Genomic DNA, 13,961 nt, shown 5'->3' with positions numbered 1-13,961 from the left:
GCGCAAGGCAGCCGAAGAAGCGAAGGCCTCGAAGGCCGCCGCGGAACAGGCGGCAGAGGACGCAGCGAAGGCCAAGCGCGACGCCGAGGCTGAGGCCAACAAGGCAGCCGAGCAGCAAAAAGCCATAGAAGAAGAAGCAAAGCGCAAGGCAGCCGAAGAAGCGAAGGCCTCGAAGGCCGCCGCGGAACAGGCGGCAGAGGACGCAGCGAAGGCCAAGCGCGACGCCGAGGCTGAGGCCAACAAGGCAGCCGAGCAGCAAAAAGCCATAGAAGAAGAAGCACGAAAGAAAGCCGCCGCCGAAGCCGATGCGGCAAAGGCTGCTGAAGGCGAAACCGCAAAGCAGGCCGAACAGGCAAAGAAGGCAGCCGAGCAGGAAGCTGCAAAGGCGGCAGAAGCCCAGAAGGCCGCCGAAGAAGAAGCGCGCAAGAAAGCCGAAAGCACGCAGAAGGCTGCCGACAAACAGGCCGAACAAGCAGCGGAAGACGCCAAGAAGGCTGCCGATGAAGCAGCCAAACAGGCCGCGCCCGCAACCGCGGCACCCGCGACGGCCGAGCAGCCCGCAGCGACGCCCACTCAACCCGCGGCTGAAACTGCGCCCGCCAAGCCGGCTGACGCCGCGAGCGGCCAGCCGGCAGCACCAGCGCCTGCCGAAGCCGCGAAGCCGGCACCGCAGGAAGCCTCGCCCCTCCCCGCCAATGCCGCGCCGGTGCTTGACAGCGACAAGCCCGCTCCAGCGGCGGAAGCGAAACAGAAAGGCAAGCGCGGCAACAAGGCTGAGCAGGCCAGCCAGCCTCCAGCACCAGCCGAGCAACCGGTCGCCCAGCAACCAGCGGCACCCGCCGGACCGCCGCCAAAGACCGATGCCGACGTGCAGCAGACGATCGCACCCGTCAAGATCGAGCCCGTGCTCGTCGAAAAGGGCACCCGCACCAAGCAGGCGCGGCGCGACGAGCGGCCGGGCGATGTGCAGGTCATCAAGCAATATGACAACCGCGCCATCGTCGAGGTCGACAACAATATCTTCGTCGAAAGCTCCGACCGCCCGCGCATGTCCCGCAACGCCCAGGACGTCTATTATGAAGACCTGCCGCGCCGCCGCACCCGCGAAACCATCGTCCGGGAAAATGGCGTGCAGATCGTTACGATCCGCAACCGCTACGGCGATGTCATTCAGCGCTCGCGCATTACCCCGGATGGTCGCGAAGTGCTGCTGACCTACGCTCCGGATTATGACCGGGAGGAGCGTGTTAACTGGCGCGACCCCGGCGACGACCTGCCGCCGCTGCGCCTCGACATCCCGGTGCGCGACTACATCCTCGATGCCGAAGAGGCGCCGGAAGAAGAAGTCTATGACTTCTTTGCCCGCCCGCCGGTCGAGCGTGTGGAGCGAATCTATTCGGTCGATGAGGTCAAGCGCTCGGCGCGCATCCGCGACAAGGTGCGCCGCGTCGATCTCGACACGATCACCTTCGCCTTCGGGTCGGCCGAGATCGGGGAAGATCAGATCACGCGCCTGGATAGCGTGGCCAAGGCAATGGCGCAGACCCTGAAGAAGAACCCGGCCGAGACCTTCCTGATCGAGGGCCATACCGATGCGGTGGGTTCGGACCAGGCAAACCTCGTTCTTTCCGACAAGCGCGCCGAATCGGTGGCGCAGGCGCTCACCAACGTCTTCGACATTCCGCCGGAGAACATGGCAACGCAGGGCTATGGCGAGCGCTACCTGAAGATCAGGACGGAATCACCCGAGCAGCAGAACCGACGGGTTGCGATCCGCCGCATCACGCCGCTTGTCGCACCGGTCGCCAGCAACAATTGATTGCTAGGAGACCGTGGAAGCAAAAAAACCCGGGCGATGGCCCGGGTTTTTTGTCGCTGCGGGTTGAGTTCGCAATATCGATTGCTATGTGTTGGCTGAACCCCTGGAGCATTTATTGGCTGAGCCCAGTTCGAGAAATTGGACCCACACTATGAAACGCATTGAAATACTTGTCGAAAATATCATTCTCGCCTCGCGTTGGCTGCTGGTGGTTTTTTACCTTGGCCTCGCTCTTGCGCTCGCAATTTATGCATTTTCTTTTGCCGGTAAGCTGATCGATTTCGTAGCCAAGGTCACCGTACTCGACGAGACCGACACAATCCTCAAGATGCTTGGCCTGATCGATGCCGCGCTGGTCGCGAGCCTCGTCGTCATGGTTATCATCTCTGGCTATGAGAACTTCGTGAGCCGCTTCGACCAGGCGGACGAGGTGCACTGGCTCGGCACGATCGACGCCGGATCGCTGAAGATCAAGGTTGCCTCGACCATCGTCGCCATCTCGTCGATCCACCTGCTCCAGGTCTTTCTGAACCTGACGCAGTTCTCAACCTCGCAACTGACCTGGTTTACGCTGATCCACCTGACTTTCGTGTTCTCCGCGCTGTTTCTTGCCTATATCGACAAGCTCATGGTGAAGGACAAAGGCGAGAAGAAATCCGACGAGCCTTCGCTTTAGACCCAACAGCTTCTGCTAACACCACAAAAACAAGACGGGATGGGTTTGCACCCATCCCGTTTGCATTTCTAGCAGTTTTATACGCGGCTCAGCTGTCCAGGAACGAACGCAGCTTGCGCGAACGGCTCGGATGCTTGAGCTTGCGCAGGGCCTTCGCCTCGATCTGGCGAATACGCTCTCGCGTTACCGAGAACTGCTGGCCGACTTCTTCCAGCGTATGGTCGGTGTTCATGCCGATGCCGAAGCGCATGCGCAGCACGCGTTCCTCACGCGGCGTAAGCGAAGCGAGAACCCGCGTCGTCGTATCGCGAAGGTTGGCCTGAATGGCGGCGTCGATCGGCAGGAGCGCATTCTTGTCCTCGATGAAATCACCGAGATGCGAATCCTCTTCATCGCCCACAGGCGTTTCGAGCGAGATCGGCTCCTTGGCGATCTTCAGCACCTTGCGCACTTTTTCCAGCGGCATGGCAAGCTTTTCAGCAAGCTCTTCCGGCGTCGGCTCGCGGCCGATCTCGTGCAGCATCTGGCGCGACGTGCGGACGATCTTGTTGATCGTCTCGATCATATGCACCGGAATGCGGATCGTGCGGGCCTGATCGGCGATCGAGCGGGTGATCGCCTGACGGATCCACCAGGTCGCATAGGTCGAGAACTTGTAGCCGCGGCGATACTCGAACTTGTCGACCGCCTTCATCAGGCCGATATTGCCTTCCTGGATCAGGTCAAGGAACTGCAGGCCGCGATTGGTGTATTTCTTAGCGATCGAAATGACGAGACGCAGATTGGCCTCGACCATTTCCTTCTTGGCCAGAGCGGCCTCGCGTTCGCCCTTCTGCACCTGATTGACGATGCGGCGGAATTCCGAAATCGAAATGGCGGTTTCCTGCGCCATGTTCTGGATTTCCGTACGAAGGTTCTTGATCGTGTCCTTCTCGTTCTTGGTGAACTCTTTCCAGCCACGGGTCGTCAGGTTCGAAACGGCCTTCAACCAGTTCGGATCGAGCTCGTTGCCCTGATACTCTTTGAGGAAATCCTCGCGACGCACGCCGTAGGATTCGGCAAGGCGCAGCAGGCGCCCTTCGTTCTGCACCAGGCGCTTGTTGATGTCGTAAAGCTGGGCAACCAGAGCCTCGATACGGTTCTGATTGAGCGAAAGCGACTTCACCGCCTTGATCAGCTGGTCCTTGAGCTCCTTGTAGCGGCGCTCCTGGCTCGGCGAAAGCGAACCGGAGGCGGCAAGGCGGTTCTCGACCTGCTGGTCCTGCAGCTTGCGCAGCTTCTTGTATGTATCGGCGATGACATCGAGCGTTTCCATGACCTGCGGGCGCAGTTCGGCTTCCATCGCGGCAAGCGATAGGTTCGCCTCGTCATCCTCGTCGTCTTCTTCCTCGACCGGAGCGTCGCCGCCGACATTGGTGATGTCGTCATCGTCGCGCGAACGGCGCGACTTGTCGTTACCGCCTGCGGGCCGTTCTTCTTCAACGCGTTCGATGACCGGAGCCTGCTTGGCTTCCGGACCGGCATAGGTCGTTTCAAGATCGATGATTTCGCGCAGCAGAATCTTCGACTCGTTGAGATCCTCACGCCAGATGATGATCGCCTGGAAGGTCAGCGGGCTCTCGCAAAGGCCGGAGATCATCGTCTCGCGGCCCGCTTCGATGCGCTTGGCTATGGCGATTTCGCCTTCGCGCGAAAGCAACTCGACCGTGCCCATTTCGCGCAGATACATGCGGACGGGGTCGTCGGTGCGGTCTGTCGGTTCCTTCTTGGTCGTCGTCGGAGCTACGGCGGTGCCGGTCGCATCGGCAAGCTCACGGGCATCGCTCTCTTCATCGGCGCTGCTGTCGGCTTCCTCGGCGTCTGCGTCCTGCTCGTCATCCTCCACGACATTGATGCCCATGTCGCTGAGCATCGCCATCGTGTCTTCGATCTGCTCGGAAGTGACCTCTTCGGATGGGAGAACCGCATTGAGTTCGTCCATCGTCACATAGCCGCGCTTCTTGGCGAGCTTGATCATCTTCTTGACAGCGTCATCGGAAAGGTCGAGAAGCGGACCGTCCGGCGCGCCCTCGCGCTCGACTTCTACTTCCTCGTTTTCCTTTGCCTTCGTTGCCATATTCTATATCTCCAAGCGGCCTTCGCCTTGTTCATGCATGGTGGAACGGTGCGGCGGCACCCCGGTTCCCCTGCACCATCAAGCTATTGAATGTTCGAGTAGCCGAAATCCTGTTAATGTCGGATTAACCTTGTTATCCCGGTGATGGCGAGCACATTGGATATTTGCCGCATTTGCAGGATTTTCTGCTGGACCCGCAAACATCAACGCAATATCTACAATTCCGCGCAATCTGATTCCGTCATTATTGACCCACGTCAACCCCGACTCAACTGATTCGCGGTAAAAAAGCGAATCAATTCGGTCAAAACCCCTTGCCCGACCGTCCCGAGGGTATTCCGAACCCTTCGATCAGTGCTTCGGTTGCCTGCGCACTTCGGATGGCATTCTGAATATCGAGCAGCCGGTTGAGATTTTCGTCGGTGGCTTCCGTAGCCAATGCAGTTTCAGCGACTTTCAGCTCCTTATGTAGGGTGCTGGCGCGCTGATGCAAGTGAATGGCCTGTCTTAAAGCTTCAAGCGCGTCTTCTTCCGCCGCCTCCGCCGTCGCCGTCCACATACGGGCGCGCCTCACCAGCGCTTCCAGCGCCTCGATCAGTGCGCCGTGGCCGGTCTCGGCCATCGCCTTGCGCATTTCACGGCCGTCCGCCACGTGATGTTCAGCCATGGCGTTAAGCATCGCGGTATGGAAGCGCTTCAGGTCGGGATGGCTGAATTCAAGCCGCACGATCGTCTCGAAATCATCCTCGATAAGCCGGGGATGGTTGAACAATGTCATAAGGATGGCGGTCTCGCGTAAGGGTAGTGTAGCGGAGCTTGTCTTGACGAGAACCGAGCGCGCCAGGCTCTCCGATACGGCGAGCCGCCCATTGGGAGCCCCTCGCCCTCGCTGCCCGTAGCCGGATTGCGGGCCGAAGCTGTTGCGGTTGCTTCCCGCTTGTCCAGACCCGCGACGCTCATTGCCTCGCGTATTGGCGCTGAAAAACTGCTGGATGCGGTCACGAACGTCCTGGGCATAATGGCGGCGCACGTTCTCGTCGCCGATAAGGCTCGTCATCTGTTTCAGCCGCGACTCGAGTTCGGCGCGCCGTTCGGGCGTGTCGAATATACCGCCGCTCGTTTCGCGCGCCCACAGCATGTCCGCGAGCGGACGTGCATCGTCGAGCACGGCCTGGAATGCCTGAGGGCCGGACGCCTTGACGAGATCATCCGGGTCCTTGCCCTCCGGCAGCACTGCAAAGCGCAGCGAGCGTCCAGGCTTCAACGCCGGCAAGGCGAGATCGATCGCCCGGTGCGCTGCCTTGATGCCGGCATTGTCGCCGTCAAAGCAGAGGACCGGCTCGGGCGACATGCGCCAGAGAAGATCGAGCTGATCCTCGGTCAAGGCCGTGCCGAGCGGCGCGACCGCCTGGGCAAAGCCAGCCTGCGCCAGCGCAATGACATCCATATAACCTTCGACGGCAATCACGGCTTTTGCCGGTTGGCCGCCTTGCGGCTGCGCCGCCTTGCGGGCACGAAGCGCATTGAACAGGACCTTGCCCTTGTGGAAAAGCTCGGTTTCATTGGAGTTCATGTACTTGGCAATGGCGTTCGGCGTCAGCGCCCGCCCACCAAAGGCAATGATCCGGCCACGCAGATCCTCGATCGGGAACATGATGCGGTCGCGAAACCGGTCGAACGAGACCGGCTTGTCATCGCCGTAAACGACGAGGCCGCACGCCTCGATCTGCTCCTTCGTCGCCCCATTCAGTGCGAGATGTTCTTTGAGTGCATTGCGGCTTTCCGGCGCGTAACCAAGGCGGTAGGCATGCTGCGTTGCCGCGCTCAAGCCCCGATCGCGCAGATAGGCGCGCGCCTTGGCACCGCCTGCTGCCTGCAACCGCTCCTCGAAGAACTGGGTCGCCATTTCCATGACGTCATAGAGGGTCGCGCGTTTTGCCTCGCGAATCTCCGATTCAACGTCGCGCGCGGGCATCGGAATGCCCGCCATGTCGGCGACGCGCTGCACGGCCTCCGGAAAGCTCAACCCCTCGAGTTCCGTCAGAAAGCGGAAATGGTCGCCGGTCACCCCGCAGCCAAAGCAATGGTAGCGGCCCTTGCGGTCCTCGCAATGAAAACTCGGCGACTTCTCGCCATGGAACGGGCAGCAGGCCCAGAAATCGCCCTTCGGCGCATTTGTCTTCTTGCGATCGAATGAAACCCGCGTGCCGATCACGCTGGAAATCGGTACGCGTTCCCTGATCTCATCGAGAAAGGATGGCGAAAATCGCATGCTGCTCTTCGTTCGTCAGATTGTAAGCAAGGTCGGATCGCTGCGAACCCGATGTGCAGACCATACTGCAACAAATAAGGTTTGGGCGGAAGGGCGGCAACCCCGTCATCCCCTGTTCATCGCGTTATGGTGATTCGGTTTGAACTTTACGATTTTGCGTAGCCGGCAAACTTCTGCCGGGGCGACACAAATCTGTCATCAAACTGATAAATTATGCCAAATGCGACATGATTTTTCTTAGCCGGAACATATTTTTTTCGCTTTTACCGCGATATGTTATCTTAACAATCGGCTGCTAGATCTTCTGGCTGCTATACCGCAATCTCCAACACGAATGGATTGCACCAAGTGAACGGTTCCTCGGTTTTGTTGCATTTGGCCGGCGCGGTGGCGCTGCTCCTGTGGGCAACGCGTATGGTCCGCACCGGTGTCGAGCGCGCCTATGGCGAGCGCATGCGCCGCAGCCTGCGCGGCGTTTTGCACAATCCCGTACTTGCCGTGCTTTGGGGCCTGATGTTGTCGATCGCGCTGCAGTCCTCGACCGCAGTCAGCCTCCTCGTCGGTTCCTTTGTCGGGTCCGGCATTGTCAGCGGGATTGCCGGTCTGATGGCAGTGCGCGGCGCCGAGGTCGGCTCGGCGCTCGTCGTCAAGATCCTGAGCTTCGACCTGACGCTGCTGGTGCCGCTCTGCCTCGTCGCCGGCACGGTGATCTTCATGTCGACCGAGCGCAGCAACTGGCGGCAGATGGGCCGCATTCTCGTCGGTATCGGACTGCTGGTGCTGTCGCTCGAAATGACCGGGCAGGCCACCGAACCCTTGCGCAACAGCGAACTCCTGCCGGTCATCGTCAGTTACCTTAATACCGACCCGGTAACGGCTTTCCTTCTCGCGGCGCTCATGACCTGGCTTTTCCATTCGAGCATTGCGGCGGTGCTGCTCGTTGTCACCTTCGCCTCGCGCGGCCTGATCCAGCCTGAACTTGGCATCGTCATGATCTGCGGCGTCAATCTCGGCTCGTCGTTCATCGCGCCGGTCCTCACCCGCAACGCCGCGCCGAAAGCCCGCATCGTGCCCATGGGCAATCTCCTGATGCGGGGGCTCGGCTCCATCGTCATCCTGACGCTGTATCTCGCCTTCCGTCCGCCCGTTGCCGTTCTCGGCAGCACGCCGGCCGACCAAGTGATCAACGGCCACATCCTCTTCAATGTCATCATTCTTCTTGCCGGGGTGCCGCTGTCCTCGCTCGTTCTCAAGGCGACGCGGGCGGTGGTGGCCCTCAACGCACCGGCCGAGCCGCAAAAGCCCATCGACCATGTCGAACTCAGTGCGCTGGATGAAAGCGTGCTCGATACGCCAAGTCTTGCTCTTGCCAATGCAACACGCGAGACGGTCAGCGTCTGCGAAACGGTCGAGATCATGCTACGCGGCATTATCGATCTTTATGAAAATCCCGACCAGGCACGGATTGATGAACTCTCGGCGCTCGATGACAAGGTCGACCGCAAGCACGCCGCCATCAAGCTCTATCTCGCCAAACTGACAACGCGGAAACTGTCGGATTATGAGGTGGGCCGGGCGCGCGAACTTCTCGGCGCCTGCGTCAAACTCGAACAGGTCGGCGACATCATCGTGCGCAACATGTTGGCGCTCGTGCAAAAGAAGATGGACCGCAAGCTGCAGTTTACCGATGAGGGCTGGCGCGAACTCAGCGATTTCCACGCAAGGGTCCTGACCAATGCGCGGATGGCGTTCAACGTCCTCGTGTCACGAGATCGCGAAACCGCGCATCAGTTGGTATTGGAAAAGGATCATCTGCGCGACGCCGAGAAACAAACGAGCGACAGGCATTTCAACCGCTTGCGTGAAGGAACGACCCGCAGCCTCGAGACGAGTTCAATCCACCTAGATACCATTCGCGATCTCAAGCAGATCAACTCACTGCTGGCCGCAATGGCCTATCCAGTGCTCGAGGAACAGGGACTCCTGAACACCACACGTTTACGTGCGCTGCACAGCTGAGCAGATTTCTTGAGGCAAGAGGATCAATAGTCGCGATGGACGTGCGTGTTAGACCCGATAAACGCGCCCATGGCCGAACCGATCAATAGGCCGAGCAATATATTTCCCATCATTGCTTCGCCCACGCCTGCACCCACTGACAACCCTGCCAGTATTCCGATAATTGTCGACCACCGATGTTCTTTCATTGTCGCCTCCGTTATTTGCTCAACAACGTAGATCTAGGCGGCTGGTTCCATCCGACATTAACTATCACCTTCAGTTGATCGGTGTTGTCCACCCGAGGTTGCTCGCGGGTGTCGCACCGAAAATGTAGGGCGAATGCTTCTTCAATACTCCTGAACCGGGCAACGAATAGCCGACGAAAACATTGTTCCTGACGCGCCAGTTTCAGGAATTTGCTCGGATTATTGAAGTAATTTCAAACATTTGACTGTGTATATTTATTGATTGAGATTGCCGCCAGCATCCAACGTGGGGAGTTCGGAAATGGCAAATGTCACAGGTTCTGAGAATGTCGATGTGCTCAAGGGCACGGCCGACGAGGACACCATGTCCGGCCTTGCCGGCAATGACCGGCTGATCGGCAGCGCCGGTGAAGACCGCATTGATGGCGGGGAAGGACGCGACACAGTCGATTATCGGGGCTCGGAGGCTGGCGTCAATGTCGACCTTGAGATCGAACGGCAGGCCGTAACGCCGGGGCTCAGCTATGCCAGCGGCGATACGCTGATCGATATCGAGAACGTCATGGGCTCGGCCCATGATGATTTCATCACCGGCAATGCGAAGGACAACGTTTTTACCGGGGGCGCAGGAGCCGACCGCCTTTTCGACAATTCCACCACCGACCATGATCGGGCGAGCTATGCGACATCGTCCGAAGCTGTGGATGTCGACCTGCGCCGCACGGGTCAACAGTTCGGCGGCGATGCCGAAGGCGACCGCCTGCACGGCATCGAGAATCTCAGCGGCTCGGCCTTCAACGATCGTTTGATCGGCGATGCCGGCAACAATGTCATCAATGGCGGCGACGGTGCCGATTTCATGGATGGCGGCTCCGGCACCGAGGACATCGCCGAATATACCGGCTCCAAGGCCGGCATCGATGTCGACCTCAACCGTATCGTCCAGCACGCCGGAGCAGCCGAGGGCGACCAGCTCATCGGCTTCGAAGGCGTTTATGGTTCGAAGTTCGATGACCATATCGTCGGTGATGCAGGCGACAACTTCCTGACCGGCAATGCCGGCAATGACACCATTGTCGGCGGCGGCGGTTTCGACCGCATCAATGCCGGTGAAGGCGACGACACAATCGAAATAAGCAGCCTGTCGAAGGTGTCGGGTGGCGCAGGCTTCGATACCCTCATCGTCAACGTGACCGATTACGATCGCTATGAGAGCCACAGCGACGGTTTCAAGGCCGTTTACCAGGCGTGGAACCACGGCGATATCCAGCTTTCAAGCTCCGAATACCCTTATGCGTATCCTTCCCACACGAAGTACGCGACGGGCATAGAGCGTCTCGAATTCTATGGCAGCAAGCACGGCGATCTCGCGGTCGGCACGGACAATGACGACAAGCTCATCGGCAATGACGGCGACGATCTTCTGGTAGGCGGCCGAGGCGCCGACCATCTCGAGGGTGGCGCTGGCAACGATACTCTCTATGCGGGCGTACAGGGCCTGCAGAACGACATTCCCGACGCCGGAGATTATCTCGATGGCGGCAGCGGCGATGACATTCTCAACGCAGGCAATTCATTTGCGTTCATCGACGGTGGTGAAGGCGACGACCTTCTGCGGCTCACGGTCACCGAGCGGGATGGCGGATATATCGACGTGCGCACTACGGGACTGCAGGGCCAGCACATCTTCAACGTCGAGCATTTCGAACTCTATGGCGCGCAAGGCGACGACGTTCTGATCGGCGGACGCCATGCAGATCTTCTGGAAGGCGGCGACGGCAACGATCTGCTGCGCGCCGGCTTCAGCAACGATACGCTGCATGGCGGCAATGGCGACGACATGCTCTATGGGGAAGACGGCAACGATGAACTCACCGGCGGAACCGGTGATGACGTATTGTCGGGCGGGACCGGCGGGGACTATTTCATCTTCAACAGCATCGCCGGACAGGGCCATGATGTCATAACTGACTTCAATGGAGCCGAGGGCGACATTATCATCGTCCAGCGCGACCTTATTTCGACTTTGCATTCCTTCGAGGACTTCATGCACGCCGCCACCCAGACGGAGAACGGCGTGCTCGTCGATCTAGACGGCGACGGCGCGTCGACATCGAGCATCCTCATTGCCAATGCCTCGCTTGAAGATTTGACGCCGGACAACGTCCACGTCTGACGAACCCTTACCTTGAAATCAACGAGGGCGCCCGGCGGCGCCCTTGCGTTACGCTACATCAACCCTGCGCAGCGACATTCGCCCGTCGTCTTCGACAACCACGTCGAGATGCCGATAATCGAACACCACGGCATGCGCGGTCTCGAGCGCATGCTTGTGGGTTGCCGTGATGACAAGCACATCCGCACCGGCTGCATCGCCGGCCAGGATGCCGGGCACCGCATCCTCGAAGACGAGACAATCGCCGATATCGACACGGAGCTTTTTTGCTGCGAGCAGATAGCAATCCGGATTGGGCTTGCCGATTGCGACATCTTCTGCGGCCACCATCGTCTGCGGAAGTGGAACACCCGCCGCCGCAAGACGCCGCCTGGCAAGATCGAGCGGCGCCGACGTGACGATCGCCCATTGGGCCTGCGGCAGCTTGCCAAGAAATTCAACGGCGCCCTTGAGCGCGAAGATGCCGCCGACGTCGTCCATCTCGGCCCGCGTGATCTTCAACGCTTCGGCTTCCGGGTCGACGCCCGGCAGGCCGAGCCGGCGCACCGTATCGACAGCGCGCGCGCCATGCATCGTCGGCAGGAACGTGCGGACGTCGATCCCGTGACTCTCGGCCCACTTCGCCCAGACCCGTTCGGCGGCGAGGGTCGAACTGATGAGGGTGCCATCCATGTCGAACAGGAAAGCGGAATAACTCTTTTCGAACACGGCTGTTGCTGGCACTCTGCACGTCCTTTCAACTGCAATCATTTTGCCTGAGTTGTAGTGCATTTCCGTCATTGATTGCCAGTCCACGATCAGGTCTCAGTGAATAGGGGAGCACGTCCATGCCTAACGTCGAGCAAGTGAAGCGGGGTTTGCAGGAAGCCGAACTCAGGCTCCTGCATCATCTGCGTGCAGTTCGCCGTGAACATCGCAAGGAGAAGCCGGCCGATCGCGCGCAACTAACCCCGGGGCAGAAGATCGCCGACACGGTCGCCGCGACCATGGGTTCCTGGACGTTCATCATCATCCAGACGACGATCCTGTTCTTCTGGATCATCCTCAACATCACGGCATATGTGCGCAATTGGGACCCCTACCCCTTCATCCTGCTCAATCTTGCTCTCTCGTTTCAGGCAGCCTATGCGGCGCCATTCATCATGATGAGCCAGAACCGGCAGCAGGATATCGACCGCAAGGAAGCAGAGAACGACTACAAGATAAACATCAAGGCGGAACTCGAGATCGAGCTGCTGCATGAGAAGATCGAACTCCTGCATCAGAAAATCGACCAGATGCGCGAAAAGGAAGTTGTGACCCTTGCCGAGACCGTGCAGGAACTGGCCAAGTCACAGGATACGGCGGACAAAACGGAATGAGGCAGAAACGAAAAGGACCGCTGCGGGAGGAGGTGCAGCGGTCCTGATTGTAAATGTACCGCGGGAGGAGGTGCAGTACATTCCGGGTTGGGGTTTCTGGGAGGAGAAGAACCCAACGGTTTGAAGATAGTGTTCACCCGAGGATATTGCAATGCACAAAATTGCATGCGAGCCATGCAATCTGGAGCGTTGACCTGGATCCGCCACCGGGCAGCAAATGTGGATCACGTCGATGGATTCGATTAAATTTTTGACACGGCTTTGCGTCTATCTAGCGGTTGCGCCGGCAACCGTTACAGTGCCACGTTGCCTAAACCTCTGATTACGGAACGATTTATTCCATGACGAACATCACGACAATCGCTTCCACCATGACGGCGGCTTTCCTTGGCTCCTTCGTCGAGGTCGTCGAAGCCTTCACGATCATTCTCGCCGTAGGCGTATCGCGCAGCTGGCGGCCCGCCATAATCGGCACGGTTCTCGCGCTCGTCGTCCTTGCTTTGATCGTCATAGTCCTCGGGCCGCTCCTTGGCCTGATTCCGGTGGAACTGCTGCAGTTCGTCATCGGCACGCTGCTGATCCTGTTCGGCATGCGCTGGCTGCGCAAGGCGATCCTGCGCGCGTCGGGATTCATTGCCCTGCATGACGAGACGGAAGCCTTTGCCAAGGAAACAGACTTGCTCAAGCGTCAGGCCGCCGAGCGCCGCGCTGACTTCATCGCCGGCACCGCGGCGTTCAAGGCCGTCCTCCTCGAAGGCATCGAAGTGGTCTTCATCGTCATTGCCGTCGGCGCCGGACGCGGGATGATCGGTTATGCGGCGCTTGGCGCTGCTGCTGCGTGCCTGCTGGTGCTCGCCATTGGCGCAGCGGTGCATAAGCCGCTGGCGCGCGTTCCGGAAAACACGCTGAAATTCGTCGTCGGCCTGCTGCTGACCGCCTTCGGCGTTTATTGGACCGGAGAAGGCCTTGGTGCGCACTGGCCGGGCGCCGATCTTTCACTCATCGCCATCTTTGTCGTTCTTGCAATATTCTCGCTGATAGCCGTGCGTCTTCTGCGCAGCTATAACGAAGGTCAGGTAAAGGCAGTATTCCGATGAGCTTTCTCGCCTCCGCGTTGAAGGAATTGATCGGCATGTTCATCGACGACGGCGCACTGGCGCTTCTGTCGATCCTGCTGATCGCTATTATAGCTGCAGCCGTGGAATTTGCGGGATTGCCGGGTCTGACTGGCGGGCTGTTGCTGCTTGCCGGATGCATTCTCATTCTGGCAGAAAGCACCTGGCGCGCCGCCAGAGGGAAGCGGCCGTCAGACACTTGATGGCATGACTACAACC

Annotated in this window: 10 protein-coding genes; 7 read left to right on the top strand and 3 right to left on the bottom strand. The window is 59.4% G+C overall.

The genetic code is table 11. The annotated features are described in order from the left end of the window. Window positions 1-1,819 (top strand): OmpA family protein (locus AC1DNI_RS13505; protein WP_477692193.1); only part of this gene is annotated, 1,819 nt, incomplete at its 5' end. Between the two features lie 151 nt (window positions 1,820-1,970). Next, window positions 1,971-2,495 carry a TIGR00645 family protein gene (locus AC1DNI_RS13500; RefSeq protein WP_081815992.1) on the top strand — a complete coding sequence of 175 codons (525 nt, stop codon included), beginning with the start codon at window positions 1,971-1,973 and terminating at the stop codon, window positions 2,493-2,495. An 88-nt stretch (window positions 2,496-2,583) separates the two neighbouring features. Here the strand turns inward: AC1DNI_RS13500 and rpoD are convergent, their stop codons facing one another. Both rpoD and dnaG read right to left on the bottom strand, forming a co-directional pair. Beyond that, window positions 2,584-4,611 carry an RNA polymerase sigma factor RpoD gene (gene rpoD, locus AC1DNI_RS13495; RefSeq protein WP_027233342.1) on the bottom strand — a complete coding sequence of 676 codons (2,028 nt, stop codon included), beginning with the start codon at window positions 4,609-4,611 and terminating at the stop codon, window positions 2,584-2,586. 304 nt (window positions 4,612-4,915) lie between these two features. Continuing rightward, a complete protein-coding gene (dnaG, locus tag AC1DNI_RS13490) occupies window positions 4,916-6,883 on the bottom strand; it encodes a DNA primase (protein ID WP_477692192.1) in 1,968 nt (655 codons plus the stop codon). 348 nt (window positions 6,884-7,231) lie between these two features. Here dnaG and AC1DNI_RS13485 point away from each other — a divergent pair, with 348 nt between their 5' ends. Both AC1DNI_RS13485 and AC1DNI_RS13480 read left to right on the top strand, forming a co-directional pair. Next, window positions 7,232-8,902: a Na/Pi cotransporter family protein gene (locus AC1DNI_RS13485; RefSeq protein ID WP_477692191.1), complete on the top strand. Its 1,671-nt coding sequence runs from the start codon at window positions 7,232-7,234 to the stop codon at window positions 8,900-8,902. 489 nt (window positions 8,903-9,391) lie between these two features. Continuing rightward, window positions 9,392-11,266, top strand: coding sequence for a calcium-binding protein (locus AC1DNI_RS13480; protein WP_477692190.1), 1,875 nt, complete (start codon window positions 9,392-9,394; stop codon window positions 11,264-11,266). A 48-nt stretch (window positions 11,267-11,314) separates the two neighbouring features. On the opposite strand, the gene AC1DNI_RS13475 is transcribed toward AC1DNI_RS13480, so the two are convergent. Then, window positions 11,315-11,989, bottom strand: a complete 675-nt coding sequence (locus tag AC1DNI_RS13475; RefSeq protein ID WP_477692189.1) for an HAD-IA family hydrolase — start codon at window positions 11,987-11,989, stop codon at window positions 11,315-11,317. A 104-nt stretch (window positions 11,990-12,093) separates the two neighbouring features. Between AC1DNI_RS13475 and AC1DNI_RS13470 the strand changes: the two genes are divergently transcribed. The 3 genes from AC1DNI_RS13470 to AC1DNI_RS13460 all read left to right on the top strand — a co-directional run bounded on the left by AC1DNI_RS13470 (window position 12,094) and on the right by AC1DNI_RS13460 (window position 13,945). Next, the gene (locus tag AC1DNI_RS13470; RefSeq protein WP_477692188.1) at window positions 12,094-12,627 is read left to right on the top strand and encodes a DUF1003 domain-containing protein; all 534 of its coding nucleotides are present in this window, start codon (window positions 12,094-12,096) and stop codon (window positions 12,625-12,627) included. Window positions 12,628-12,968: 341 nt separating this feature from the next. Further along, window positions 12,969-13,724 (top strand): COG4280 domain-containing protein, encoded by a 756-nt coding sequence (locus tag AC1DNI_RS13465; RefSeq protein ID WP_477692187.1) that lies wholly within the window; start codon window positions 12,969-12,971, stop codon window positions 13,722-13,724. After that, the gene (locus AC1DNI_RS13460) at window positions 13,721-13,945 is read left to right on the top strand and encodes a hypothetical protein (RefSeq protein ID WP_091944429.1); all 225 of its coding nucleotides are present in this window, start codon (window positions 13,721-13,723) and stop codon (window positions 13,943-13,945) included. Before AC1DNI_RS13465 ends, AC1DNI_RS13460 begins: the two co-directional genes overlap by 4 nt. Window positions 13,946-13,961: the final 16 nt, after the last annotated feature.

The organism is Phyllobacterium sp. 01N428 (assembly GCF_056399405.1).
Note: the sequence above shows the minus strand (reverse complement) of the source record. Positions and strands in the feature narration are given on the sequence as shown.

Excerpts from the sequence above, each read along its gene's own strand:
- AC1DNI_RS13480 (WP_477692190.1), top strand. The coding sequence starts at position 9,392 with ATGGCAAATGTCACAGGTTCTGAGAATGTCGATGTGCTCAAGGGCACG.
- AC1DNI_RS13465 (WP_477692187.1), top strand. The coding sequence starts at position 12,969 with ATGACGAACATCACGACAATCGCTTCCACCATGACGGCGGCTTTCCTT.
- rpoD (WP_027233342.1), bottom strand. The coding sequence starts at position 4,611 with ATGGCAACGAAGGCAAAGGAAAACGAGGAAGTAGAAGTCGAGCGCGAG.
- AC1DNI_RS13470 (WP_477692188.1), top strand. The coding sequence starts at position 12,094 with ATGCCTAACGTCGAGCAAGTGAAGCGGGGTTTGCAGGAAGCCGAACTC.
- AC1DNI_RS13500 (WP_081815992.1), top strand. The coding sequence starts at position 1,971 with ATGAAACGCATTGAAATACTTGTCGAAAATATCATTCTCGCCTCGCGT.
- AC1DNI_RS13460 (WP_091944429.1), top strand. The coding sequence starts at position 13,721 with ATGAGCTTTCTCGCCTCCGCGTTGAAGGAATTGATCGGCATGTTCATC.
- dnaG (WP_477692192.1), bottom strand. The coding sequence starts at position 6,883 with ATGCGATTTTCGCCATCCTTTCTCGATGAGATCAGGGAACGCGTACCG.